Source organism: Pseudomonas sp. GW821-FHT05H12, from assembly GCF_059419385.1.
In genome coordinates this window covers 68,758-91,530 of the sequence record NZ_JBWKRS010000028.1, presented here as the reverse complement: position 1 = coordinate 91,530, position 22,773 = coordinate 68,758, and the positions used below count along the sequence as shown (strand labels likewise).

Genomic DNA, 22,773 nt, shown 5'->3' with positions numbered 1-22,773 from the left:
CCCCCCCCCCCCCCCCCCCCCCCCCCCCCCCCCCCCCCCCCCCCCCCCCCCCCCCCCCCCCCCCCGGGCTCCTACAGTGGATTGGGGGTGTACGGTGGATTGGGGGTGGTTTTGGAATTTGGGTTTACGCGGCCAATAAAAAGCCCCGCCTGATCACTCAGGCGGGGCTTTTCAGTTACGGCTGGACTCAGGCGAGAGGTTTGCTCTCGTGTTCTGCTTCCAGTGCAGCAGCGGCGGCTGCGGCGGCCTCGGCTTCCTTGCGACGACGACGCACTTCACGTGGGTCGTTCGGCGCACGGCCGTTTTCGGTCAGGGCGCTGGCCGGGGCGGCTTCGACCACCGGGGCTGCCACTTCGGCAACCACTGGGGCTTCAACCACTGGAGCAGACTCAACAGCCGGAGCGGGTTCAACCACTGGGGCTGGCTCGGCAACCACGACCTCGGCAACCGGTGCTGGCGCTTCTTCTACCACTGGGGCAGGAGCTGGCGCTTCAACCGGAGCGGCGGGTTCGGCAGTCCATTGGAAGGCGGTCTGTTCTTCACGAACTTCACGCACTTCTGGAGCGGCTTCAACCACTGGCTGTGGTTCAACGACCGGTGCAGGCTCAACCGCTGCCACTTCAACTTCTGGCAGGGTTTCTTGAACCGGGGCAACTTCCACTTCCGGAACGACAGGCGCTTCGATTGGGGTAGTGGCCTCGACAACCGGTGCTTCTACCACAGGGGCTTCAACCACTGGCGTTTCGACTACGGGTGCTTCAACCACGGGCGCTTCGGCTGCTGGAGCCTCGGCAACAGGTGCTTCAACAACAGCGGTGTCTTCAACGGCCGCAGTGGCGCGTTCAGCCTGCTCGTGAGCCTGGGCTTCAGCAGGTGCGCTGATGACCGAGCTGGCAACGGCAGCAGTGACGGCCAGGCCGGCAGCCAGTTCGGCGCCTGTTGGCTCCTGGGTGGTGCCTTCAGCGTTCTCGCCGGCTTCTTCCGAGCCTTCGATCACGTTGCCGTTGGCATCACGTTGACGCTCACGACGGTTGCTGCGACGACGCTGGCCACGGGAGCGGCGGCGCGGACGATCGCCTTCGGCGCCTTCCTGACCGTCTTCCTGCAGTTGCTCTTCGCCGGTCAGTACTTCTTCTTCACTGGCGGCAGCGGCTTGCTCTGCACGTGGCTGGCGTTCTTCACGCGGGGCACGTGGTTGACGCTCTTCACGTGGCGCACGTTCTTCACGCGGCTGGCGAGCCGGGCGTTCTTCGGCAACAACGGCAGCACCGGCAACGGCTGGGGCAGCATCCAGCGGCTCGCGCAGTTCACGCACGCGTTCTTCACGCTCGCCACGTGGCTTGCGATCTTCACGCGGAGCACGTGGGGTGCGCGGTGCGCGCTCTTCACGCGGTGCACGTTCTTCACGGGCTACGGCCGGGGTGTCTTCACGGGCTTCGCGAGGTGCACGTTCTTCACGCGGTGCGCGTTCTTCACGTGGGGCACGCTCTTCGCGCGGCTTGCGTTCTTCGTCACGGCGGCCGTTGCGGTTACGGCTCTGCTGGCGACCGTTGCGACGTTCTTCGTTGCGTGCAGGGCGCTCGGCGGCTGGTTTTTCAACCACAACCGGTGCAGCAGGCTCTTCCTTGGTGGCGAACAGGCTGACCAGCGACTTCACCAGGCCCTTGAACAGGCTCGGCTCAGGCAGGGCGGCCGGCGCGGCAACCGGAGCAGCGGCTTCGGTTGGCACCGGAGCGTTGGCACGGGCCGGCGCAGTCTTGACCGCGGCTTCCTGGCGAACCAGGGTGCGGGTCGCGGCGGCTGGCTGGACTTCTTCCACTTCGGCAGCGGCAGCAGCGATTTCGTAGCTGGACTGGTTGTTGTGGGCTTCCGGGCTGTCGTCACGCAGGCGCTGTACTTCGAAGTGCGGCGTCTCGAGGTGATCGTTCGGCAGGATGACGATGCGGGCACGGGTACGCAGTTCGATCTTGGTGATCGAGTTGCGTTTTTCGTTGAGCAGGAAAGCAGCCACCGGGATCGGCACTTGGGCGCGGACTTCAGCGGTGCGGTCTTTCAGGGCTTCTTCTTCGATCAGGCGCAGGATCGCCAGGGACAGCGATTCAACGTCACGGATGATGCCGGTGCCGTTGCAACGCGGGCAGACGATGCCGCTGCTCTCGCCCAGGGATGGACGCAGGCGCTGACGGGACATTTCCAGCAGGCCGAAGCGCGAGATGCGGCCGACTTGCACGCGGGCACGGTCAGCTTCCAGGCATTCGCGGACTTTCTCTTCCACGGCGCGCTGGTTCTTGGCCGGGGTCATGTCGATGAAGTCGATCACGATCAGGCCGCCGATGTCACGCAGGCGCAGCTGGCGGGCGATTTCTTCAGCCGCTTCCAGGTTGGTCTGCAGAGCGGTTTCTTCGATGTCGCTGCCTTTGGTCGCACGCGCCGAGTTGATGTCGATGGACACCAGGGCTTCGGTCGGGTCGATCACAATGGAGCCACCGGAAGGCAGTTCGACCACGCGCTGGAAGGCGGTCTCGATCTGGCTTTCGATCTGGAAACGGTTGAACAGCGGCACGCTGTCTTCGTACAGCTTGATCTTGCTGGCGTACTGCGGCATCACCTGGCGGATGAAGGTCAGGGCTTCGTCCTGGGCTTCAACGCTGTCGATCAGCACTTCGCCGATGTCCTGGCGCAGGTAATCGCGGATGGCGCGGATGATGACGTTGCTTTCCTGGTAGATCAGGAACGGCGCGGAGCGATCCAGGGACGCTTCCTTGATGGCGGTCCACAGTTGCAGCAGGTAGTCGAGGTCCCACTGCATCTCTTCGCTGCTGCGGCCAAGGCCGGCAGTGCGAACGATCAGGCCCATGTCGGCCGGTGCGATCAGGCCGTTCAGCGCTTCACGCAGTTCGTTGCGCTCTTCGCCTTCGATGCGACGGGAAATGCCGCCGGCACGTGGGTTGTTCGGCATCAGGACCAGGTAACGGCCAGCCAGGCTGATGAAGGTGGTCAGGGCGGCGCCCTTGTTGCCACGTTCTTCTTTTTCGACCTGGACGATGACTTCCTGGCCTTCGCTCAGGACGTCCTTGATGTTCACGCGGCCTTCGGGAGCTTTCTTGAAGTATTCGCGGGATATTTCTTTGAGGGGCAGGAAGCCGTGGCGCTCGGAGCCGAAATCGACAAAGGCAGCCTCAAGGCTTGGTTCGATGCGAGTAATACGGCCTTTATAGATGTTGGCTTTCTTTTGCTCGCGTGCACCGGATTCGATGTCCAGGTCGTAGAGGCGTTGGCCATCTACCAGTGCAACACGCAACTCTTCGGGTTGAGTTGCGTTAATCAGCATTCTTTTCATGTTGTACCGTCGGTTTCCGGGCTGCCGGAAACGGCGTTCGGCACACACGACTTCTCACGGTCGGTGTCAGGTGCGTCAAGAGTGGTTGGCCACTCCAGTGTCCAGCGACATCTGCCCAGAGGGGGCAAAGGCGCGACGGACGCGTCCTGCTTGTCTGCTGCGGCGCCACAGGCGCCACTTCAACAAAAGCTAAGGTCAGGAGGAGGAATCAACCGGCGACTGTGGACGAGATGAAGCGTCTAAATATAAGCCTAGTGCTACACGGTCCGACGGTTGTGCATCTCCACCCTACACGTATCCCTGATAATTCGGGTGCTGCCGCGCGCAGAATCCGCAGCGGGTTGGCATTTACCGTGTTCTCCAATGGGGAGTCCACGCTCATGGCTAAACAAGACTAGGTGTGGGCGGTTGCGCTCTCACTCAGCTCTTAACAGGCGTTGTTTCCGAAGCATTCGCCGTGGTCTGGCTCAAGACTGACTGCACTTTGTGAACTGGCCGTAAATATCGGCGCAGAACGCGAGTATTCACTCTGCTTTCTGCACTCGCTTCAGGCCTCATGTCACCTGCGCTCGTTACAATCTGGAGCCTTCCAGGGTGGCGAAAACCCCGTAGGACGGCCTCGCGTCCTGATGAATTGCGATGGTCAGGGCCGGCAGTTTGCCGCATGTCCTCTGGCCAGGCCGCTTTTGGCGGCGTTCGCGACTATAGCAGCAATGATTAAGTGCTTCAATTCCATAAAAAATTGTTATCATCGCCGCCATGACGACTCCCGACCCCCAGACCCCCAGCGTTCAGCTGCTCGAGGTCTCGCCGGAATATGCCGGCCAACGCATCGACAATTTTCTCCTGGCCAGGCTCAAAGGCGTGCCCAAGACCTTGATTTACCGCATCTTGCGTAAAGGTGAAGTGCGCGTGAACAAGGGCCGGATCAAGCCCGAGTACAAGTTGCAGGCGGGCGATATCGTTCGTGTGCCACCGGTTCGCGTGCCGGAACGCGACGAGCCTGTGCCGCTGGCCCAGGGCCTGCTGCAACGCCTGGAAGCCTCGATTGTCTTCGAAGACAGCAAGCTGATCGTGATCAACAAGCCTTGCGGCATCGCGGTTCACGGTGGCAGCGGCTTGAACTTCGGCGTGATCGAAGCTTTCCGTCAGTTGCGCCCGGACGCCAAGGAGCTGGAACTGGTCCATCGCCTGGACCGCGACACCTCCGGCCTGCTGATGATCGCCAAAAAGCGCAGCATGTTGCGCCACCTGCACACCGCTCTGCGGGGCGATGGCGTGGACAAGCGCTACATGGCGCTGGTGCGTGGCAACTGGGCCAGCTCCATCAAGAGCGTCCGTGCGCCGTTGCAGAAGAGCAACCTGCGTTCCGGCGAGCGCATGGTGGAAGTGGACGAGGAGGGCAAAGAAGCCCTGACCCTGTTCAAGGTGCTGCGCCGTTTTGGCGACTTCGCCACCATGGTCGAAGCCAAGCCAGTCACCGGGCGTACCCATCAGATTCGCGTGCACACCCTGCATGCGGGCCACTGCATCGCCGGCGATACCAAGTACGGCGACGAAGATTTCTCCAAGGAAATTCGCGACCTGGGCGGCAAGCGCCTGTTCCTGCATGCCTACATGCTCACCGTGCCGCTGCCCGACGGTGGAGAATTGAAGCTGCAGGCGCCGGTTGATGAGATGTGGGCCAAGACCGTGGAGCGTTTGAGTGTCGCACCTTGATTACAAGCTGCTGATTTTTGATTGGGATGGCACCCTGGCAGATTCCATTGGCCGGATAGTTGAATCCATGCACGCCGCGTCGGCCCGCTCGGGCTACGCGCTGTGCACCGATCTGGCGGTCAAGGGCATCATCGGCCTGGGGTTGCCCGAGGCGATCCGCACCTTGTATCCCGAGATCAGTGATGCCGAGCTGATTGCTTTCCGCGAGCACTATGCTGACCACTACATCGCGCTGGAGGCTACGCCTTCGCCGCTGTTCGAGGGGGTCAGGGCGTCTTTGGAAGCCTTCCGCGCTGAGGGTTATCACCTGGCCGTCGCCACCGGCAAGGCCCGTCGCGGGCTGGATCGTGTGCTCAAGGCCCATGGCTGGGAGGATTATTTTGATATCACTCGCGCCGCCGATGAAACTGCCAGCAAGCCTCACCCTCTGATGCTGGAGCAGATCCTGGCCCATTGCGGCGTGTCGCCGCGCCAGGCGCTGATGGTGGGCGATGCCTCCTTCGACCTGATGATGGCGCGCAATGCGGGCATGGACAGCGTGGCCGTCAGCTACGGCGCCCAGTCCGCCGAGGCGCTTCAGCAGTACGAACCGCGCCTGACGATCAATCATTTTTCCGAATTGCAGGCCTGGCTCAGCCGGGCCCGATAAGTCTTTGCTGGGGTTAATGGCATGAGTGACGAGTGGAAGGCGCCCGAAAAGGCTGAAAGCAGTGATGACAAAAGCTGGAAGCTGCTGGAGAAAACCCTCCTGGCCAGCGTCCAGGAGCAGCGTCGCTCGCGGCGTTGGGGGATCTTTTTCAAGCTGCTGACCTTTGTGTACCTGCTAGGTATGCTGGCGTTGTTCAGTCCGCTGGTGGACATGGAGAAAAGTGCGACTCGCAGCGCCAATTACACCGCGCTGATCGAAGTGCGTGGCGTGATTGCCGACAAGGAGTCCGCCAGCGCCGACAATATCGTCAGCAGCCTGCGCGCCGCGTTCGAAGACTCCAAGGTCAAGGGTGTGATCCTGCGTATCAACAGCCCGGGCGGCAGTCCGGTGCAGTCGGGTTACGTATATGACGAGATTCGTCGCCTGCGCGCCTTGCACCCGGACATCAAGCTGTATGCCGTGATTTCCGACCTGGGCGCCTCCGGTGCCTATTACATTGCCAGCGCCGCAGACCAGATCTATGCCGACAAGGCCAGCCTGGTGGGCTCCATTGGCGTGACGGCGGCCGGTTACGGGTTTGTCGGCACCATGGAGAAGCTGGGGGTGGAGCGTCGCACCTACACGTCGGGCGAGCACAAGTCGTTTCTTGACCCGTTCCAGCCGCAAAAGGCCGATGAGACCCAGTTCTGGCAGGGCGTACTCGACACGACCCATCGTCAGTTCATTGCCAGCGTGAAGCAGGGGCGTGGGGATCGTTTGAAGGACAAGGACCATCCGGAGCTGTTCTCCGGGTTGGTCTGGTCGGGCGAACAGGCCTTGCCGCTGGGGCTGATCGATGGCCTGGGCAGTGCCAGCTCGGTGGCGCGGGATGTGATTGGCGAGAAAGAACTGGTGGATTTCACCGTTCAGGAATCGCCGTTTGATCGCTTCTCCAAGAAGCTGGGCGCCAGCGTGGCAGAGAAGCTTGCCTTGTATATGGGCTTCCAGGGACCGACCCTGCGCTGATCTAACAGGCGCACCGATTCAACTGTAGGAGCCGGCTTGCTGGCGATAGCGGTGGTCCAGTCGACATTTATATTGGCTGAACCACCGCCATCGCTGGCAAGCCAGCTCCTACAGTTGTTTTGGGGTGGGCTTAAGGGATTTGCACGCCTTCGATGAGTAGCATGTCCACTAGGCGGATAAGCGGCAGCCCGATCAGGCTGGTGGCATCTGGCCCCTCCGTGCTCTGGAACAGGCTCACGCCCAACCCCTCGGCCTTGAAACTGCCTGCGCAGTCATACGGCTGCTCGATCCGCAGGTAGCGCTCGATCCGTTCAGCGTCCAGCTCGCGCATATGCACGGTAAAAGGCACGCAATCCACCTGGCAGCGCCCGGTCTGGGTGTTGAGCAGTGCCAGGCCGGTCAGGAAGCTGACCCGCTTGCCGCTCGCGGCCAGTAGCTGATCCCGGGCGTTTTCAAAGGTGTGCGGCTTGCCGATAATGCGGCCTTCCAGCGCTGCCACTTGATCGGAGCCGATGATCAGGTGGCCAGGATGGCTGGCGGCGAGGGCGCGGGCTTTGTGTTCGGCCAGGCGCTTGACCAGCTCCACGGCAGACTCATTTGCACGATGGCTTTCGTCGATATCCGGCGAGCTGCAGATGAACGGCAGGTGCAGGCGGCTCAGCAATTCCCGGCGATAAACCGAGCTGGATGCGAGTAATAAAGGCAGCATGGGCGTCTCCTCAAGGCAGCCGGGGATTCTAGCGGGGCGACCGGCTGACGCACAGGGCTGAATTTCCTTTGACATGGCCGGGTGCATCCCTATAATGCTGCGCCTATGTTGAATGACCCGATTCCACCTCACGTTGACCCGCGCAAATTGGCTGATCGTGGCACTTCCCTTCAAGGTGAATTGCTGCTGGCCGATTTGGAGAGACTCTGCGACCCGCTTTCCGACACTGTCGGTACGGTGCAGGCCAAATTCGTTTTTGAACGAGATGAACGTAAGTCTGTGGTAATCCACAGCTTTATCGACACCGAAGTCAAAATGGTTTGCCAGCGTTGTCTTGAGCTGGTCACCCTGCCGATCCATAGCGAATGCAGTTATGCTGTGGTGAAGGAGGGTGCGAATACCCAGTCGTTGCCGAAAGGTTATGACGTGCTGGAACTGGGCGAAGATCCTTTGGATCTGCATGCACTGATCGAGGAGGAGCTTCTGCTCGCCTTGCCCATTGTGCCTGCTCATCATCCGGAAGAATGCCAGCAGCCGGCGGGCCTCGATGACGAGCCCGAACCGAGCGAGGACGAGGTAACGCGGTCCAACCCGTTCAGTGTATTGGCGCAGTTAAAGCGTGACCCAAACGTTTAGGAGTTAATCAATTATGGCTGTTCAGCAGAACAAAAAATCCCGCTCCGCCCGTGACATGCGCCGTTCGCACGACGCTCTCGAGGCAAGCACCCTGTCCGTAGAAAAGACCACCGGTGAAGTTCACCTGCGTCACCACGTATCGCCAGAAGGCGTATACCGTGGCCGTAAAGTGATCGACAAGGGCGCTGACGAGTAATCACTTGTCTGCTCTAGTCATCGCGATTGACGCAATGGGCGGGGACTTCGGTCCCCGCAGCATTGTTCAGGCCTGCATTGCCAGCCTGTCTGCAACGCCCTCGCTGCACCTGACCCTCGTCGGTCAACCCTCCCTCCTTGAAGAACTGATTGCCAGCCATCCGGCGGTGGATCGCGCGCGCCTGACGATTACGCCGGCCAGCGAAACCATCGGCATGGATGAAAAACCGGCGGCGGCCCTGCGTGGCAAGCCCGACTCTTCAATGCGGGTGGCGCTGGAGCTGCTGCGTGATGGCAAGGTGCAAGCCTGTGTCAGCGCCGGCAATACCGGGGCCTTGATGGCACTGTCGCGGCATGTGCTCAAGACACTGCCGGGGATTGATCGCCCGGCCATGGTGGCGGCGATTCCGACGCAAAAGGGCTACTGCCAGTTGCTGGACCTGGGCGCGAATGTCGATTGCAGCGCCGAGCACCTGTTCCAGTTCGCGGTGATGGGCTCGGTGGCCGCCGAGGCGCTGGGTGTTGCCCGGCCTCGTGTGGCCCTGCTGAATATCGGCACCGAGGACATCAAGGGCAATCAGCAAGTCAAGCTGGCCGCCACCTTGCTGCAAGGTGCGCGCGGTTTGAACTACATCGGCTTTGTCGAGGGTGACGGTTTATACCGGGGCGAGGCGGACGTGGTGGTGTGCGACGGGTTCGTCGGCAATATCCTGCTCAAGTCCAGCGAAGGCCTGGCGACGATGATCGCCACGCGCATCGAGGCGCTGTTCAAGCAGAACCTCGCTTCTCGTGTGGTGGGCGCCCTGGCGATGCCCTTGATGCGTCGCTTGCAGGCTGACTTGGCGCCTGCGCGGCACAACGGTGCGAGTTTTCTGGGGCTGCAGGGCATTGTGATAAAAAGCCACGGTTCGGCAGGCGTGGAGGGCTTTCAGAGTGCGATTGCGCGCGCCCTGATCGAGATCCAGGAAAACCTGCCGCAACGCTTGCATGGCCGTCTCGAGGACCTGTTGCCTTAGGCGAATCGGCCCGGGAGTGCTTAAATGTGACCGGCCAGTTCAATTGACCATCCAATCTGTCAGTTTCGTGCGCTCCCACCGTAGGAGTGCGCATTTTTGACGACCAGATCATTAGGGGCTTGTTACATGTCTACATCCCTCGCATTCGTCTTTCCAGGGCAGGGTTCGCAGTCCCTCGGCATGTTGGCCGAGCTGGGCGCGCAGTACCCGCTGATCCTGGACACCTTCAAGGAAGCTTCCGACGCCCTGGGTTACGACCTGTGGGCACTGACCCAGCAGGGGCCGGAAGAGCAACTCAATCAAACCGACAAAACCCAGCCGGCCATCCTGACCGCTTCGGTCGCCCTGTGGCGCCTGTGGCTGGCTGAAGGTGGCGCGCGCCCGGCATTCGTCGCCGGTCATAGCCTGGGCGAATACAGCGCCCTGGTGGCAGCGGGCAGCCTGACCCTCGCTGAGGCGGTCAAGCTGGTCGAACGTCGTGGTCAACTGATGCAAGAAGCCGTTCCGGCCGGGCAGGGCGGCATGGCCGCTATCCTGGGGCTGGACGACGCTGTCGTGATCGAAGCCTGTGCCGAAGCGGCTCAGGGCGAAGTGGTCAGCGCGGTGAACTTCAACTCCCCTGGCCAGGTGGTGATCGCCGGTGCCAAGGCTGCGGTCGATCGCGCCATCGAAGGCTGCAAGGCCCGTGGTGCCAAGCGCGCATTGCCGTTGCCGGTGAGCGTGCCGTCCCACTGCGAGCTGATGCGTCCGGCAGCCGAGCGCTTTGCCGAGTCCATCGCCGCCATCAACTGGCAGGCGCCGCAGATCCCGCTGGTGCAGAACGTCAGCGCGGCCGTTGCCGCCGACCTCGACACCCTCAAGCGCGACCTGCTGGAGCAGCTCTACAAGCCGGTACGCTGGGTTGAGTCAGTGCAAACCCTGGCCGCTAACGGTGCGACTGAACTGGTTGAGTGCGGCCCGGGCAAAGTCCTGGCCGGCCTGAACAAGCGTTGCGCCGATGGCGTGTCGACTGCCAACCTCAATACCCCGGATGCCTTCGCTGCCGCCCGCGCGGCACTGGCCTGAAACCCCGAACTTAGGAGAAGCCTGCATGAGTCTGCAAGGTAAAGTTGCACTGGTTACCGGCGCAAGCCGTGGCATTGGCCAGGCGATCGCCCTGGAACTGGGCCGTCAGGGTGCCGTTGTGATCGGTACCGCCACTTCCGCCTCGGGCGCCGAGCGTATCGCCGCGACCCTGAAGGAAAACGGCGTGCAAGGCACCGGCCTTGAGCTGAACGTGACCAGCGATGAGTCCGTGGCTGCCGTACTGGCCGAGATCACCGCACAGTTCGGCGCGCCGGCGATTCTGGTGAATAACGCCGGTATCACCCGCGACAACCTGATGATGCGCATGAAAGACGACGAGTGGTACGACGTGGTCGATACCAATTTGAACAGTCTGTTTCGCTTGTCCAAGGGTGTTTTGCGCGGCATGACCAAGGCGCGTTGGGGCCGAATTATCAATATTGGCTCTGTAGTGGGTGCCATGGGCAACGCAGGCCAAGTAAACTACGCAGCCGCCAAGGCAGGTCTGGAAGGTTTCAGCCGTGCACTGGCGCGTGAAGTCGGTTCTCGGTCGATTACGGTCAACTCGGTGGCCCCAGGGTTCATCGACACCGATATGACCCGTGAACTGCCGGAAGCACAGCGTGAAGCCTTGCTGACGCAGATTCCGCTGGGCCGTCTGGGCCAGGCTAAAGAGATCGCGAATGTGGTCACTTTCCTGGCGTCCGACGGTGCGGCATACGTGACTGGGGCTACAATCCCGGTTAACGGCGGGATGTACATGAGTTAAATTGTGACGGATCGCTTCAAAAAAATGTCATACGAGCTGTCTAAAATCCGTTATAAAGCTGCAACTTAATTTATAGGCAGGTGGCCGACCGGGTACAGGGTGAAGCTTTCAGTTGAAAAGCTGAAATGGCTTTCTATACACTTACCCACTGGCCAGCTGCCTGAATTTGTCCATTAGGAGTTAAACAAGGTATGAGCACCATCGAAGAGCGCGTCAAGAAAATCGTCGCCGAGCAACTGGGCGTTAAAGAAGAAGAAGTGGTCAACACTGCTTCCTTCGTAGAAGACCTGGGTGCCGATTCCCTTGACACCGTTGAGCTGGTGATGGCTCTGGAAGAGGAATTCGAGACCGAAATCCCGGACGAAGAAGCTGAAAAAATCACTACTGTTCAAGCTGCTATCGACTACGTTACTGCCCACCAGGCGTAATAGTTTTTAGTCGTCGCTTGCTGTTGGGAAAAACCGCACTGCTGTTACAGCGTGCGGTTTTTTCTTTAGCTCTATAGCAAAGTGTCGTCATTAGAAAAAGGAGAGTGCTGTGTCGCGTAGACGCGTCGTAGTCACCGGTATGGGTATGTTGTCGCCACTGGGTACGGATGTGCCGAGCAGTTGGCAGGGCATTCTGGCTGGCCACAGTGGTATTGGTCTGATCGAACACACGGACCTTTCTGCCTATTCCACCCGTTTTGGCGGCTCGGTAAAGGGTTTCAATGTCGAGGAATACCTCTCGGTCAAGGAATCCCGCAAACTCGACCTGTTCATTCAGTACGGCCTGGCAGCCGGTTTTCAGGCAGTGCGTAACGCAGGCCTGGAAGTCACCGACGCCAACCGTGACCGCATCGGCGTGGCCATGGGTTCGGGTATTGGCGGTCTGACCAATATCGAAGAAACCAGCCGCACGCTGCACGATTCCGGCCCCCGTCGAATTTCGCCGTTCTTCGTACCGGGCTCGATCATCAACATGATTTCCGGTTTCCTGTCGATCCACTTGGGCGCACAGGGACCTAACTACGCCATCGCCACGGCGTGCACCACCGGCACGCACTGCATCGGCATGGCGGCGCGCAACATCGCCTATGACGAAGCCGACGTGATGATCGCCGGTGGCGCCGAGATGGCGGCCTGCGGCCTGGGCATGGGTGGCTTCGGCGCATCCCGTGCGCTGTCGACCCGCAACGACGAACCGACCCGCGCCAGCCGCCCTTGGGACAAAGGCCGTGACGGTTTTGTGTTGTCCGACGGTGCCGGCGCCCTGGTGCTCGAAGAGCTGGAGCACGCCAAGGCGCGTGGTGCCACGATCTACGCCGAGCTGATCGGCTTTGGCATGAGCGGTGACGCCTACCACATGACCTCGCCACCGTCCGACGGTGCCGGCGCGGCGCGTTGCATCTCCAACGCCTTGCGCGATGCGAAGGTCAACGCCAACCAGGTTCAGTACATCAACGCCCATGGCACCTCGACCCCAACGGGCGACCTGGCGGAAGCCGAGGCCATCAAGTCGGTGTTCGGTGAGCATGCCTACAAGCTGGCGGTCAGCTCCACCAAGTCCATGACCGGTCACCTGTTGGGTGCGGCGGGCGCGGTCGAGGCGATCTTCAGCGTTATGGCCATCAAGGATCAGGTCGCTCCACCGACCATCAACCTCGATGAGCCGGACGAGGGCTGCGACCTGAACTTCGTGCCGCACGAAGCCCAGCCGATGCCAATCGACGTGGTGTTGTCCAACTCGTTCGGTTTTGGTGGCACCAACGGTTCCCTGGTGTTCCGCCGGTTCGCCGAGTGATGCACAGCTGGGTCGACGGTCAGCCAGCGGACAGCGCGCCCCTGAAAGATCGCGGCCTGGCGTATGGCGATGGCCTGTTCGAGACCATCGCCGTCAAGGCCGGGCAGCCTGTGTTGCTCGACCGCCACCTGCATCGTCTTGAAGAGGGATGCAGGCGCCTCGCCTTCACTGCGGATCACGGGTTGATTCGCACTGAAGTGCTGGCCTACGCCGCAGCCCTGGGCAGCGGTGTGCTCAAGCTGATCCTCACCCGTGGCGACAGCCTGCGCGGGTATGGCGTCAACCCTGGCGCACCTGTGCGCCGCATCGTGCAGGGCAGTCCGCCCGCCACCTATTCCCCTGCCCATGGAACCGACGGCATCCGTCTGTTTCCGTGTGCGACCCGCTTGGCCGAGCAGCCTCTGTTGGCCGGACTCAAGCACCTCAATCGTCTGGAGCAGGTGATCGCCCGCGCCGAATGGCAGGACGCCGAGCATGCCGAAGGCCTGATGCTGGATATGTCCGGTCGCGTCATCGAAGGCGTGTTCAGCAACCTGTTCCTGGTGCGCAACGGCTTGTTACTAACCGCCGATCTGACGCGTTGTGGCGTCGCGGGCGTGATGCGTGCCGAGATTCTGGCCCAGGCGCATGCCCTGGGAGTCCCTGTGGCCGTGGCCGACATCAGCCTGGAGCAGTTGCAGCAGGCGGATGAAGTGTTCATGTGCAACAGCGTTTATGGCATTTGGCCGGTGCGCGAGTGCGCTGCGATGAGCTGGTCGGTTGGGCCGCTCACCCGTAAACTGCAGGGCATTGTTCGCGCGCTATTGGATATTTGAGTTGATACGAAAACTGGTTTTACTGCTGCAGATCGGCCTGGTCTCGGCGGGCTTGCTGCTGGGCTTCTCGGCCTGGAAGCTTGACTCTGCCTTGAAGCAGCCCTTGAGCCTGCCCCAGGAACAATTGCTCGATGTGCCGGCAGGGGCGACCCCCACCGGCACCTTCAACCGCCTGGAAGCCGAAGGCGTGCTTGATGACGCCTTCTGGTTGCGCCTGTACTGGCGCTTCAATCTTGACGGCCAGCCACTGCACAGCGGCGAATACCGCATGACCCCGGGCCTCACCGCCCAAGGCCTGATTGGCCTGTGGCAGCGCGGCGAAGTGGTGCAATACAGCCTTACCCTGGTAGAAGGCTGGAACTTCCGCCAAGTGCGTTCGGCCCTGGCCAAGCATGAAAAGATCGTACAGACCCTGTCTGGCCTGACCGACAGCGAAGTGATGGACAAGCTCGGCCACCCCGGCGTGTTCCCCGAAGGGCGATTCTTCCCCGACACCTACCGCTTTGTGCGCGGCATGACCGATGTCGAGTTCCTGAAAAAAGCCTACAACCGCCTCGACGATGTGCTCGCCCAAGAGTGGAGCAAGCGCGCTGCCGATGCGCCGTACACCGACCCTTACCAAGCCCTGATCATGGCCTCCCTGGTCGAGAAAGAAACCGGCGTGCCCGAAGAACGTGGGCAGATTGCCGGGGTGTTTGTGCGACGCATGAAGATCGGCATGCTGCTGCAGACCGACCCGACCGTGATCTACGGCCTGGGTGAGCGCTACAACGGCAAGTTGACCCGCGCTCACCTGAAGGAGGCCAACCCCTACAACACCTACATGGTGGCCGGCCTGCCGCCGACACCCATCGCCATGGTCGGTCGCGAGGCCATTCACGCCGCGCTGAACCCGGTGCCGGGCAGCAGCCTGTATTTCGTCGCCCGTGGCGATGGCAGCCATATTTTTTCCGATGACCTGGATGCGCATAATGCCGCCGTGCGCGAGTTCCAGCTCAAGCGCCGTGCCGACTACCGCTCCAGCCCGGCACCGGCGGTGAAGCCTGCGCAAGACGCAACGCCAGCGGCCGATGTGCCTGCGCCAGCGCCGGTTGAACAGCCGGCCGAGCCTGCGCCGGACACTGCTGCGCCGCAAAGCCCGCAATAATTCTGACTAAGGACTGCCTGTGACTGGCTTGTTTATTACCCTGGAAGGCCCCGAAGGCGCTGGCAAAAGCACCAACCGCGATTACCTCGCCGAGCGCTTGCGTGCCGAAGGTATCGAAGTGGTGCTGACCCGCGAGCCCGGTGGCACGCCGCTGGCCGAGCGTATCCGCGAGGTGCTGCTGGCGCCGGGTGAAGAGCAGATGAACCCGGACACCGAGTTGCTGTTGGTGTTCGCTGCCCGTGCCCAGCACTTGGCCGAGGTGATTCGCCCAGCCCTGGCGCGCGGTGCCGTGGTGATCTGCGACCGGTTCACCGATTCCACCTATGCCTATCAGGGCGGTGGCCGGGGCTTGTCCCTGGAGCGCATCGCCACGCTCGAAACTTTCGTTCAAGGCGACCTGCGCCCGGACCTGACCCTGGTGTTCGACTTGCCGGTTGAAGTCGGCCTGGCCCGCGCCAGCGCCCGGGGTCGCCTGGACCGTTTCGAGCTGGAAGGCCAGGCGTTCTTTGACGCAGTACGCACCGCGTTCCTCAAGCGTGCTGCGGCCGAGCCTGCGCGCTACTACCTGCTGGATGCCGCCCAACCGCTGGCCCAGGTGCAGCACGCCATCGACGCCCTGTTGCCCACACTGCTGGAGCGTGCCCGTGGCTGAAGCCTACCCGTGGCAGGAAGGTCTCTGGCAGCAATTGGCCGGCCGTGCCCAGCACGCCCACGCCTACTTGCTGCATGGCCCCATCGGTATTGGCAAGCGCGACCTGGCCGAGCGCCTCATGGCCAGCCTGCTCTGCCAGAAACCGGTCAATCTGGAAGCCTGCGGCGAGTGTAAGTCGTGCCTGCTGCTCAAGGCCGGCAGCCACCCGGACAACTACCTGCTGGAACCTGAAGAAGCCGACAAGGCAATCAAGGTCGACCAGGTGCGCGATCTCGTCAGCTTCGTGGTGCAAACCGCGCAAATGGGCGGGCGCAAGGTCGTGCTGATCGAGCCGGTGGAGGCGATGAACATCAACGCTGCCAACGCTTTGCTCAAGAGTTTGGAGGAGCCGTCCGGCGATACCGTGTTGCTGCTGGTCAGCCACCAGTCCAGCCGTTTATTGCCGACGATCCGCAGCCGTTGCGTGCAGCAGGCGTGCCCGCTGCCCAGCGAGGCCATGAGCTTGCAATGGCTGGCGAAGGCTTTGCCGGACTGTTCCGAAGATGAACGCGTCGAGCTGTTGACCCTGGCCGCAGGGTCGCCGCTGGCTGCCGTGAAGCTTCAGGCCCAAGGTGTGCGTGAACAACGTGCCCTGGTGGTGGACGGCGTCAAGAAGCTGCTCAAGCAGGAACAGTCCGCGACCCAACTGGCCGAAGGCGCCTGGAAGGACATCCCGTTGTTGCTGCTGTTCGACTGGTTTTGCGACTGGTCGAGCCTGATCCTGCGCTACCAGTTGACCCAGGACGAAAGCGGGCTGGGCCTGCCGGACATGCGCAAGGTGGTGCAGTACCTGGCGCAGAAGAGCGCCCAGGACAAGGTGCTGGCCATCCAGGACTGGATCCTCGCCCAACGCCAGAAAGTCCTGGGCAAGGCCAACCTCAACCGCGTGCTGTTGCTTGAAGCGCTGTTGGTACAGTGGGTAGGCCTGCTCGGCCGGCGTTAATTTACGTGGCCGACAGGTGTATCGTCGGTCAGACCTTTTCCGTGAACCAAGTTGTCTTTTTCCTATGCTCGTAGATTCCCATTGCCACCTTGACCGCCTCGACCTTGCCCAGCACGCCGGCTCTCTTGATGCTGCCCTTGAAGCGGCGCGCGGACGTGGAGTAGGGCACTTCCTGTGCATCGGCGTGAGCGCCGAGAACGCCGCCGACGTCAAGGCCCTGGCCGAGCGTTATGCCGATGTGGATTGCTCGGTGGGTATCCACCCGCTGGACCTTAAGCCCGGCGAAGCTCCGGCCCTCGACTGGTTGCTGGGTGAACTCAACCACCCGCGCGTGGTGGCCATTGGTGAAACCGGCTTGGACTACCACTACGAACCCGAAGCTGCGGAGTTGCAGCAGGCGTCATTCCGCCTGCATCTGCAAGCGGCCAAGCAGACCGGCAAGCCGGTCATCGTGCACACCCGTGGCGCCCGCGCCGACACCCTCGCGTTGCTGCGCGAAGCCGCGTTGCCCCAGGCTGGCGTGTTGCATTGTTTCACCGAGGATTGGGACATGGCCAAGGCGGCCCTGGACCTGGGGTTCTACATTTCGCTTTCCGGTATCGTCACCTTCCGCAATGCCGATGCCCTGCGCGACGTGGCCCGCCAAGTGCCGGCCGACCGTTTGCTGGTCGAAACCGATTCGCCGTACCTGGCGCCAATCCCCCATCGCGGCAAACCGAACCTGCCGGAATACGTGCGTGACGTCGCGGATTATCTGGCAATGCTGCGGGGTGAGTCCTACGAGCGCTTCGCCGAACAGACCACCGAGAACTTCAAGCGCCTGTTCCCGCTGGCGCATGTTGCCGGCTGACGAGGCCAAATCGCAGGCAAAAAAAACCCGGGTTCTGGGGGGTGAATCCGGGCTAAGACCATTAGGAGTAAAACAAGGGCACGCAGTCCGTCGGTACCCAGGTCGACGCGTCACTTGGGGGAGATGCCACGTCGACAATTGAAGTATTGATCAGTATCCCATTCAGTCCAGTCGCATCTGATCGTTTTTTAAACAGATTTGGAATACGCGCGCTTCGCTTGAGTTCTCATTAAGCCAGTGCACAGGTGTATGTATTGCGTATTATTTCTGACTGATAGCGACGAATTCGTTGGCACATTGAAAGTTAAGTGCATAACGGGTTCACATAGACATTGCCCAACGACTGTTCAGTCGGGATAATCCCTCGCACTGGGTAAATCGTATCGCCACGTATCCGTGGCCCTGCGCAACCCTCCCACATTGACCTCTGCAGACTTCTCCCTCATGCAAAAAGAACCCCGTAAGGTCCGTGAGTTTCGCCGCCGTGAGCAGGAAATTCTCGACACAGCACTCAAGCTGTTCCTCGAACAAGGTGAAGACAGCGTCACCGTCGAGATGATTGCGGATGCCGTGGGTATCGGCAAAGGCACGATCTACAAGCACTTCAAATCCAAGGCCGAGATTTACCTGCGCCTGATGCTCGACTACGAGCGCGATTTGAACGAGCTGTTGCATTCGGCCGATGTCGACAAGGACAAGGAGGCGCTGTCCCGGGCCTACTTCGAGTTCCGCATGCGCGACCCGCAGCGCTACCGCCTGTTCGACCGCCTGGAAGAGAAGGTGGTCAAGGGCCACCAGGTGCCGGAGATGGTCGAGGAGTTGCACAAGATCCGTGCCTCGAACTTCGAACGCCTGACCCTGCTGATCAAGGGCCGCATCACCGAAGGCAAGCTTGAAGACGTGCCGCCGTATTTCCACTACTGCGCCGCATGGGCGCTGGTGCATGGCGCCGTGGCGCTTTACCACTCGCCGTTCTGGAGCAATGTGCTGGAAGATCAGGAAGGTTTCTTCCAATTCCTCATGGACATCGGCGTGCGCATGGGCAACAAGCGCAAGCACAGCACTGACCTGCCAAACCCTGACGCCAAGGGCGGGGAAACCCCTGCTGTATAAGTCATTCGCCACAGTGATGGCCCAATGATTTACTGCCAGGCGCAGTGTCCCAGGAATATACTCAGGCAAGGATCTTGCTAAAAGCTGATTTATGAGTCAGCTTTTAGCGCGCCCCCATCATCCTCTGCCGGAGTGATCCATGATCGTTGATCGTCAAGGCAGGCGTTTTCGCAATTTGCGAATCAGCCTGACCTCAGCCTGCAATTACGCGTGTACCTACTGCGTGCCTAATGGCAAGCGGCTGGTGGCTGCCCAGGACGAACTCTCGGCCGAGGCCATGGCCCGTGGCGTGGCTTACTTGATCGAAGCGGCGGGCATCGACCGCCTGCGCATCACCGGGGGCGAGCCACTGGTTAGCCCCAAGCTGGAAGCCTTTATGGGCGCGGTGGGGCAGATGGGGCTCAGTGATATCAGCCTGACCACTAATGGCCAGCTCCTGGCGCGCAAGTTGCCGCTGCTGGTGGAGGCGGGTATCCGGCGCATCAACGTTTCCCTCGACACACTGGACGCCGACGCCTTCCGCAGCATCGCCCGTGGCGGCGACCTTGCCACTGTGCTCGACGGCATGGACCAGGCCCGCGCCGCCGGCCTCAAGATTAAAGTGAACATGGTGCCGTTGCGTGGGCAGAACCTGGACCAGGTCATGCCGCTGCTCGACTACTGCCTGGAACGCGGCTACGAGTTGCGCTTCATCGAGCTGATGCGCATGGGCCACTTGGCCAAGGACTCCAACGCGTTCCTGCAGCAGTTTGTCAGCCTGCAGCAATTGCTCAGCCTGATCGGCGAACACCACGAATACCTGCAAGCCAACGCCCCGGTGGACGCCACCGCCGTGCGTTACGAAGTCCCAGGCAAAGGCTTCTTCGGCGTGATCGCTAATGAAAGTGTGCCGTTTTGCCGGACCTGCTCGCGGCTGCGGCTGTCCTCCACCGGCTGGCTGCATGGCTGCCTGTCGTCGAGTAACCGTCACTACATCGGCGACTTGCTGGACAAGCCCCGCCACCAGGCGCTTCCCGCGCTGCAAGGTTTGTTGATGAAGGCCCTGGGCGACAAGCAGGAAGTCGCCTTCTCTGGCGGTGCCACCATCATGAAGATCATCGGCGGATAATCCCCATTCCCCTGTAGGCGCGGGCTTGTGTGGGAGCTGGCTTGCCTGCGATGCAAGCACCTCGGTGGATCAGTCACACCGAGTTGATGCAATCGCTGGCAAGCCAGCTCCTACAGATATTCAGCATTGCGATGAATGGCCTGGATTCTGCATCTCACGCCCATTCGCCGGTTTTCCGTCACCGGCTTCTGGAGGATTAGGATGCGTAGTCTGGTGTTGTTGCTGGCGTCGTTGACGCTGAGTGGTTGCATGACCGTCAGCGATATGGCCGAAGGCACCCGTTATCAGATGAGTGACGCTGGGCTGCTGGACCACAGTGATACACGCCGCAGCGCGTCGATTCGTGTGCAGCCCGACTCCTTTATCTTTATCGCCCAAGGCGCCTTCGTGCCGCCGGGCAGTGCCTACCCGCGTCCCAATGTGGTGGCCGAGGAAGCCTTCAACGGCTTTGTCGAATACTTCCCCATGGTGCGTCGCGCCCGCCAGACCGAAGGCCTTGAACAGGCAATGTCCGAAGCCCGTGCAGCCGGCGCGCACTACCTGCTGTACTGCCGATTTGCGGCAGCCGATGACCGCATTGGCAATGCCGACGAGTGGACCGACCAGCAAGCCCTGGACCGCGTTGGCCTGGACAGTGGCGTGATTCAGGTCATGCTGATCGAGACCAGCACCCAGTATTTGATTGATACTGTGCGCATTCGCAGCCGTGGCGGTTTACTGACGTTCCACGACAACAAGCCTCAAGACCTGATCGCCCGCCCACTGGCGCAGTACGCGCGCAGCCTGCTCGGGATGAGCGACCAGTAATTCAAAAGGAGACCCGCATGACCGATTCCGCCAAGGCCAACGACCTGTTGGCCCAACTGCCCAAGGGCAAGGGGCCGGCGCCGGTGCACCAGTGGAACCCGGACTTCTGCGGCAACATCGACATGCGCATCGCCCGCGACGGCACCTGGTTTTATCAGGGCACGCCAATCGGGCGCAAACCGATGGTCAAGTTGTTCTCCAACATCATCCGCCGCGACGGCGATGAGTATTTCCTGGTGACCCCCGTGGAAAAGGTGGGGATCACCGTCGATGACGCGCCGTTTGTCGCGGTCACCCTGGACGTCGAAGGGCAGGGCGAACGCCAAGTTCTGCGCTTTACCACCAACGTCGACGATCAGATCGAGGCCGGCCTTGAGCACCCGCTGCGGGTGGTGATCGACCCTGTCACCCAGGAACCTGCGCCTTACCTGCGGGTGCGCACCAACCTCGAAGCCCTCGTGCACCGCAACGCGTTCTACCAATTGGTGGAGCTGGCGGTGAGCCGTCCGATCAACGGTCAGAACTGGCTGGGCGTCTGGAGCGGCGGGGAATTTTTCCCCATTGGCCTGGAGCCGTGAGGCGGTTTTTTTCATCTCTCTGAAATAATTCGCTTGCTGCCATCGGGCGCTTTCGGTTATCAATTTGTACATGATTAGACATGTTCGATTTGATAAGAAAAAACGCGTCGTCGACGAGCTCATCCGCCGTATCGAGGGTGGGGTGATGGCCGACGGTTTCCTGCTGCCGGGCGAGCATCAACTGGCCGAGGAGTTCGCGGTCAGCCGCGGCACCCTGCGCGAAGCCCTGGCCGAGCTCAAGCGTCGCAACTACATCGCGACCCAGAGCGGCGTCGGCTCCATCGTCACCTTTGACGGCATGGTGCTCGACCAACGCAGCGGCTGGGCCCAAGCCCTGGCCGACACCGGCGCACGGGTCACCACCGACATCCTGCGCCTGGAAGCGGTCACTCGGCCGGACCTGGCCAGCCGTTTCGGCAGCGACCAGTTCATCGCCCTCGACCGTCGCCGGCGCACCACCGATGGCGTCGCCGTGTCCCTCGAACGTTCACTGATGCCTGCCGCGGGAGGCCTGGAAAGCCTGCCGCGAGTCGGCCTGATCGATAACTCCCTGACCATCACCCTGGCAGCCTACGGTTACGTCGGCGCCGAAGGTGACCAATGGATCGGCGCCGAGCCGCTGAACGACGAAGACGCCGAGCTGCTCGGCCGACCTGCCGGCACCGTGTTTCTCAAGGCCTCGCGCACCACCTACGACCGCCGCGAGCGCTTCATGGAGTACGTCGAGAGTTTGCTCGACCCTTTGCACTTTCGCCTGCACCTGCAGTTTGGAGCTTTGAAATGACCCCGGATATTCGCGCACTCGGCGCGTTCTACGGCTTGGCGCTGGGCGATGCCCTCGGGATGCCTACCCAGTCCCTGAGCCGCGAGCAAGTCAGGGCGCGCTTCGGGGCCATCACTGGCCTGGAAGACGCCGACGCCGACCAACCGATTGCGCCGAACATGCCTGCTGGCTCGATCACCGACGATACCGAACAGGCGATCCTGGTCGGCGAGTTGCTGGTGGAAGGGCACGGCAAGATCGAACCCACGGTACTGGCCCAGCGCCTGATCGAGTGGGAAGCGGTGATGCGCGCCAAAGGCTCCCAGGATTTGCTCGGGCCGTCGACCAAGCGTGCCATCGACATGATCCTCGCCGGCCACACACCTGAAGAGTCCGGGCGTTATGGCACCACCAATGGCGCGGCGATGCGCATCACCCCCGTGGGCATTGCGGCCGACGTCAGCGACCCGGCGCATTTCATCCAGGCGGTGATCCAGGCCTGTCAGGTCACCCACAACACCAGCCTTGGCATCTCCAGCGCCGCTGCCGTGGCGGCGGTGGTCTCGGCGGGCATCAATGGCACCGACCTCGGTGAAGCCCTGAACATCGGTGTGCAGATCGCCCAGCAGGCGGAAAACCATGGCCACTGGATCGCTGGTGGGCGCATTTCCACCCGCATCAGTTGGGCGCGCACTTTGAGCGTCGGCAGTGGCGACAAAGCCTTGTTCGCCGACTTGCTCTACGAATTGATCGGCACCTCCGTCGCCTCCCAGGAATCGGTCGTGGTGTCGTTTGCCCTCGCGCAGCAAGTGGCGGTGGGTGAGATGAATGCTTTCGAGGCCCTGTGCCTGGCCGCCAGCCTCGGCGGTGACACCGACACCATCGCCGCCATTCTCGGTGCGATGTTGGGCGCGTGCCTGGGCCTGCAGTGCTGGCCCGAGGCGCTGATCGAACAGGTCAAGCAGGTCAATGGCCTGGAGTTGCAGCCGCTGGTGCAAGGGCTGCTGAAACTGCGCTGACCTCTGTAGGAGCCCGGGGGGGGGGGGGGGGGGGGGGGGGGGGGGGGGGGGGGG

General features: G+C 61.7%; 23 protein-coding genes. 21 read left to right on the top strand and 2 right to left on the bottom strand.

Annotated features, from left to right (window positions below):
- Positions 1-187: 187 nt before the first annotated feature.
- Positions 188-3,340, bottom strand: a complete 3,153-nt coding sequence (gene rne, locus AC07SU_RS22470) for a ribonuclease E (RefSeq protein ID WP_494998266.1) — start codon at positions 3,338-3,340, stop codon at positions 188-190.
- Positions 3,341-4,099: 759 nt separating this feature from the next.
- On the opposite strand from rne, the gene rluC reads away from it, so the two are divergent.
- Genes rluC through AC07SU_RS22455 form a run of 3 tightly spaced genes read left to right on the top strand, consistent with a single transcriptional unit; the run spans position 4,100 to position 6,713 of the window.
- Positions 4,100-5,059: a 23S rRNA pseudouridine(955/2504/2580) synthase RluC gene (gene rluC / locus AC07SU_RS22465; protein ID WP_494998265.1), complete on the top strand. Its 960-nt coding sequence runs from the start codon at positions 4,100-4,102 to the stop codon at positions 5,057-5,059.
- Complete coding sequence (locus AC07SU_RS22460) at positions 5,046-5,708, top strand: HAD-IA family hydrolase (RefSeq protein WP_494998264.1); 663 nt, start codon at positions 5,046-5,048, stop codon at positions 5,706-5,708. The genes rluC and AC07SU_RS22460 overlap by 14 nt, the downstream gene beginning before the upstream one ends.
- A 21-nt stretch (positions 5,709-5,729) precedes the next feature.
- Positions 5,730-6,713 carry a S49 family peptidase gene (locus tag AC07SU_RS22455; protein WP_176997928.1) on the top strand — a complete coding sequence of 328 codons (984 nt, stop codon included), beginning with the start codon at positions 5,730-5,732 and terminating at the stop codon, positions 6,711-6,713.
- A gap of 130 nt (positions 6,714-6,843) precedes the next feature.
- Here AC07SU_RS22455 and AC07SU_RS22450 read toward each other — a convergent pair whose 3' ends face one another.
- Complete coding sequence (locus AC07SU_RS22450; protein ID WP_178923484.1) at positions 6,844-7,422, bottom strand: Maf family protein; 579 nt, start codon at positions 7,420-7,422, stop codon at positions 6,844-6,846.
- Positions 7,423-7,527: 105 nt separating this feature from the next.
- Here AC07SU_RS22450 and AC07SU_RS22445 point away from each other — a divergent pair, with 105 nt between their 5' ends.
- The 18 genes from AC07SU_RS22445 to AC07SU_RS22360 all read left to right on the top strand — a co-directional run bounded on the left by AC07SU_RS22445 (position 7,528) and on the right by AC07SU_RS22360 (position 22,719).
- Positions 7,528-8,058 carry a YceD family protein gene (locus tag AC07SU_RS22445; RefSeq protein ID WP_010566563.1) on the top strand — a complete coding sequence of 177 codons (531 nt, stop codon included), beginning with the start codon at positions 7,528-7,530 and terminating at the stop codon, positions 8,056-8,058.
- 13 nt (positions 8,059-8,071) lie between these two features.
- Complete coding sequence (gene rpmF / locus AC07SU_RS22440) at positions 8,072-8,254, top strand: 50S ribosomal protein L32 (protein ID WP_003179396.1); 183 nt, start codon at positions 8,072-8,074, stop codon at positions 8,252-8,254.
- Between the two features lie 4 nt (positions 8,255-8,258).
- The gene (gene plsX / locus AC07SU_RS22435; RefSeq protein ID WP_176997926.1) at positions 8,259-9,269 is read left to right on the top strand and encodes a phosphate acyltransferase PlsX; all 1,011 of its coding nucleotides are present in this window, start codon (positions 8,259-8,261) and stop codon (positions 9,267-9,269) included.
- Positions 9,270-9,395: 126 nt separating this feature from the next.
- The gene (gene fabD, locus AC07SU_RS22430; protein ID WP_494998263.1) at positions 9,396-10,334 is read left to right on the top strand and encodes an ACP S-malonyltransferase; all 939 of its coding nucleotides are present in this window, start codon (positions 9,396-9,398) and stop codon (positions 10,332-10,334) included.
- 25 nt (positions 10,335-10,359) lie between these two features.
- The gene (gene fabG / locus AC07SU_RS22425) at positions 10,360-11,103 is read left to right on the top strand and encodes a 3-oxoacyl-ACP reductase FabG (RefSeq protein ID WP_494998262.1); all 744 of its coding nucleotides are present in this window, start codon (positions 10,360-10,362) and stop codon (positions 11,101-11,103) included.
- Positions 11,104-11,294: 191 nt separating this feature from the next.
- On the top strand, positions 11,295-11,531 hold the full coding sequence (gene acpP, locus AC07SU_RS22420; protein WP_007987170.1) for an acyl carrier protein: 237 nt from the start codon (positions 11,295-11,297) through the stop codon (positions 11,529-11,531).
- A gap of 109 nt (positions 11,532-11,640) precedes the next feature.
- On the top strand, positions 11,641-12,885 hold the full coding sequence (gene fabF / locus AC07SU_RS22415) for a beta-ketoacyl-ACP synthase II (protein ID WP_176997924.1): 1,245 nt from the start codon (positions 11,641-11,643) through the stop codon (positions 12,883-12,885).
- On the top strand, positions 12,885-13,700 hold the full coding sequence (gene pabC, locus AC07SU_RS22410; protein ID WP_494998261.1) for an aminodeoxychorismate lyase: 816 nt from the start codon (positions 12,885-12,887) through the stop codon (positions 13,698-13,700). The genes fabF and pabC overlap by 1 nt, the downstream gene beginning before the upstream one ends.
- 1 nt (position 13,701) lies before the next feature.
- Positions 13,702-14,847, top strand: a complete 1,146-nt coding sequence (mltG, locus tag AC07SU_RS22405) for an endolytic transglycosylase MltG (RefSeq protein ID WP_494998260.1) — start codon at positions 13,702-13,704, stop codon at positions 14,845-14,847.
- A gap of 19 nt (positions 14,848-14,866) precedes the next feature.
- Positions 14,867-15,499 carry a dTMP kinase gene (gene tmk / locus AC07SU_RS22400; RefSeq protein ID WP_095017293.1) on the top strand — a complete coding sequence of 211 codons (633 nt, stop codon included), beginning with the start codon at positions 14,867-14,869 and terminating at the stop codon, positions 15,497-15,499.
- On the top strand, positions 15,492-16,481 hold the full coding sequence (locus AC07SU_RS22395; protein WP_176997921.1) for a DNA polymerase III subunit delta': 990 nt from the start codon (positions 15,492-15,494) through the stop codon (positions 16,479-16,481). The genes tmk and AC07SU_RS22395 overlap by 8 nt, the downstream gene beginning before the upstream one ends.
- A 64-nt stretch (positions 16,482-16,545) precedes the next feature.
- Positions 16,546-17,331 carry a TatD family hydrolase gene (locus AC07SU_RS22390; protein WP_494998259.1) on the top strand — a complete coding sequence of 262 codons (786 nt, stop codon included), beginning with the start codon at positions 16,546-16,548 and terminating at the stop codon, positions 17,329-17,331.
- Positions 17,332-17,775: 444 nt separating this feature from the next.
- Positions 17,776-18,444 (top strand): TetR/AcrR family transcriptional regulator, encoded by a 669-nt coding sequence (locus tag AC07SU_RS22385; protein WP_494998258.1) that lies wholly within the window; start codon positions 17,776-17,778, stop codon positions 18,442-18,444.
- A 139-nt stretch (positions 18,445-18,583) separates the two neighbouring features.
- The gene (locus tag AC07SU_RS22380; RefSeq protein WP_176997918.1) at positions 18,584-19,552 is read left to right on the top strand and encodes a GTP 3',8-cyclase MoaA; all 969 of its coding nucleotides are present in this window, start codon (positions 18,584-18,586) and stop codon (positions 19,550-19,552) included.
- A 201-nt stretch (positions 19,553-19,753) separates the two neighbouring features.
- On the top strand, positions 19,754-20,359 hold the full coding sequence (locus AC07SU_RS22375; protein ID WP_178923462.1) for a DUF4823 domain-containing protein: 606 nt from the start codon (positions 19,754-19,756) through the stop codon (positions 20,357-20,359).
- Between the two features lie 17 nt (positions 20,360-20,376).
- Positions 20,377-20,937 carry a DUF1285 domain-containing protein gene (locus AC07SU_RS22370; protein WP_494998257.1) on the top strand — a complete coding sequence of 187 codons (561 nt, stop codon included), beginning with the start codon at positions 20,377-20,379 and terminating at the stop codon, positions 20,935-20,937.
- A gap of 70 nt (positions 20,938-21,007) precedes the next feature.
- On the top strand, positions 21,008-21,721 hold the full coding sequence (locus AC07SU_RS22365) for a GntR family transcriptional regulator (protein WP_494998256.1): 714 nt from the start codon (positions 21,008-21,010) through the stop codon (positions 21,719-21,721).
- Positions 21,718-22,719 (top strand): ADP-ribosylglycohydrolase family protein, encoded by a 1,002-nt coding sequence (locus AC07SU_RS22360; RefSeq protein ID WP_178923458.1) that lies wholly within the window; start codon positions 21,718-21,720, stop codon positions 22,717-22,719. Before AC07SU_RS22365 ends, AC07SU_RS22360 begins: the two co-directional genes overlap by 4 nt.
- Positions 22,720-22,773 lie beyond the last annotated feature (54 nt).

Excerpts from the sequence above, each read along its gene's own strand:
- rne (WP_494998266.1), bottom strand. The coding sequence starts at position 3,340 with ATGAAAAGAATGCTGATTAACGCAACTCAACCCGAAGAGTTGCGTGTT.
- rluC (WP_494998265.1), top strand. The coding sequence starts at position 4,100 with ATGACGACTCCCGACCCCCAGACCCCCAGCGTTCAGCTGCTCGAGGTC.
- AC07SU_RS22455 (WP_176997928.1), top strand. The coding sequence starts at position 5,730 with ATGAGTGACGAGTGGAAGGCGCCCGAAAAGGCTGAAAGCAGTGATGAC.
- AC07SU_RS22450 (WP_178923484.1), bottom strand. The coding sequence starts at position 7,422 with ATGCTGCCTTTATTACTCGCATCCAGCTCGGTTTATCGCCGGGAATTG.
- AC07SU_RS22445 (WP_010566563.1), top strand. The coding sequence starts at position 7,528 with ATGTTGAATGACCCGATTCCACCTCACGTTGACCCGCGCAAATTGGCT.
- rpmF (WP_003179396.1), top strand. The coding sequence starts at position 8,072 with ATGGCTGTTCAGCAGAACAAAAAATCCCGCTCCGCCCGTGACATGCGC.
- fabD (WP_494998263.1), top strand. The coding sequence starts at position 9,396 with ATGTCTACATCCCTCGCATTCGTCTTTCCAGGGCAGGGTTCGCAGTCC.
- fabG (WP_494998262.1), top strand. The coding sequence starts at position 10,360 with ATGAGTCTGCAAGGTAAAGTTGCACTGGTTACCGGCGCAAGCCGTGGC.
- acpP (WP_007987170.1), top strand. The coding sequence starts at position 11,295 with ATGAGCACCATCGAAGAGCGCGTCAAGAAAATCGTCGCCGAGCAACTG.
- pabC (WP_494998261.1), top strand. The coding sequence starts at position 12,885 with ATGCACAGCTGGGTCGACGGTCAGCCAGCGGACAGCGCGCCCCTGAAA.
- AC07SU_RS22390 (WP_494998259.1), top strand. The coding sequence starts at position 16,546 with ATGCTCGTAGATTCCCATTGCCACCTTGACCGCCTCGACCTTGCCCAG.
- AC07SU_RS22385 (WP_494998258.1), top strand. The coding sequence starts at position 17,776 with ATGCAAAAAGAACCCCGTAAGGTCCGTGAGTTTCGCCGCCGTGAGCAG.
- AC07SU_RS22380 (WP_176997918.1), top strand. The coding sequence starts at position 18,584 with ATGATCGTTGATCGTCAAGGCAGGCGTTTTCGCAATTTGCGAATCAGC.
- AC07SU_RS22375 (WP_178923462.1), top strand. The coding sequence starts at position 19,754 with ATGCGTAGTCTGGTGTTGTTGCTGGCGTCGTTGACGCTGAGTGGTTGC.
- AC07SU_RS22370 (WP_494998257.1), top strand. The coding sequence starts at position 20,377 with ATGACCGATTCCGCCAAGGCCAACGACCTGTTGGCCCAACTGCCCAAG.
- AC07SU_RS22365 (WP_494998256.1), top strand. The coding sequence starts at position 21,008 with ATGATTAGACATGTTCGATTTGATAAGAAAAAACGCGTCGTCGACGAG.
- AC07SU_RS22360 (WP_178923458.1), top strand. The coding sequence starts at position 21,718 with ATGACCCCGGATATTCGCGCACTCGGCGCGTTCTACGGCTTGGCGCTG.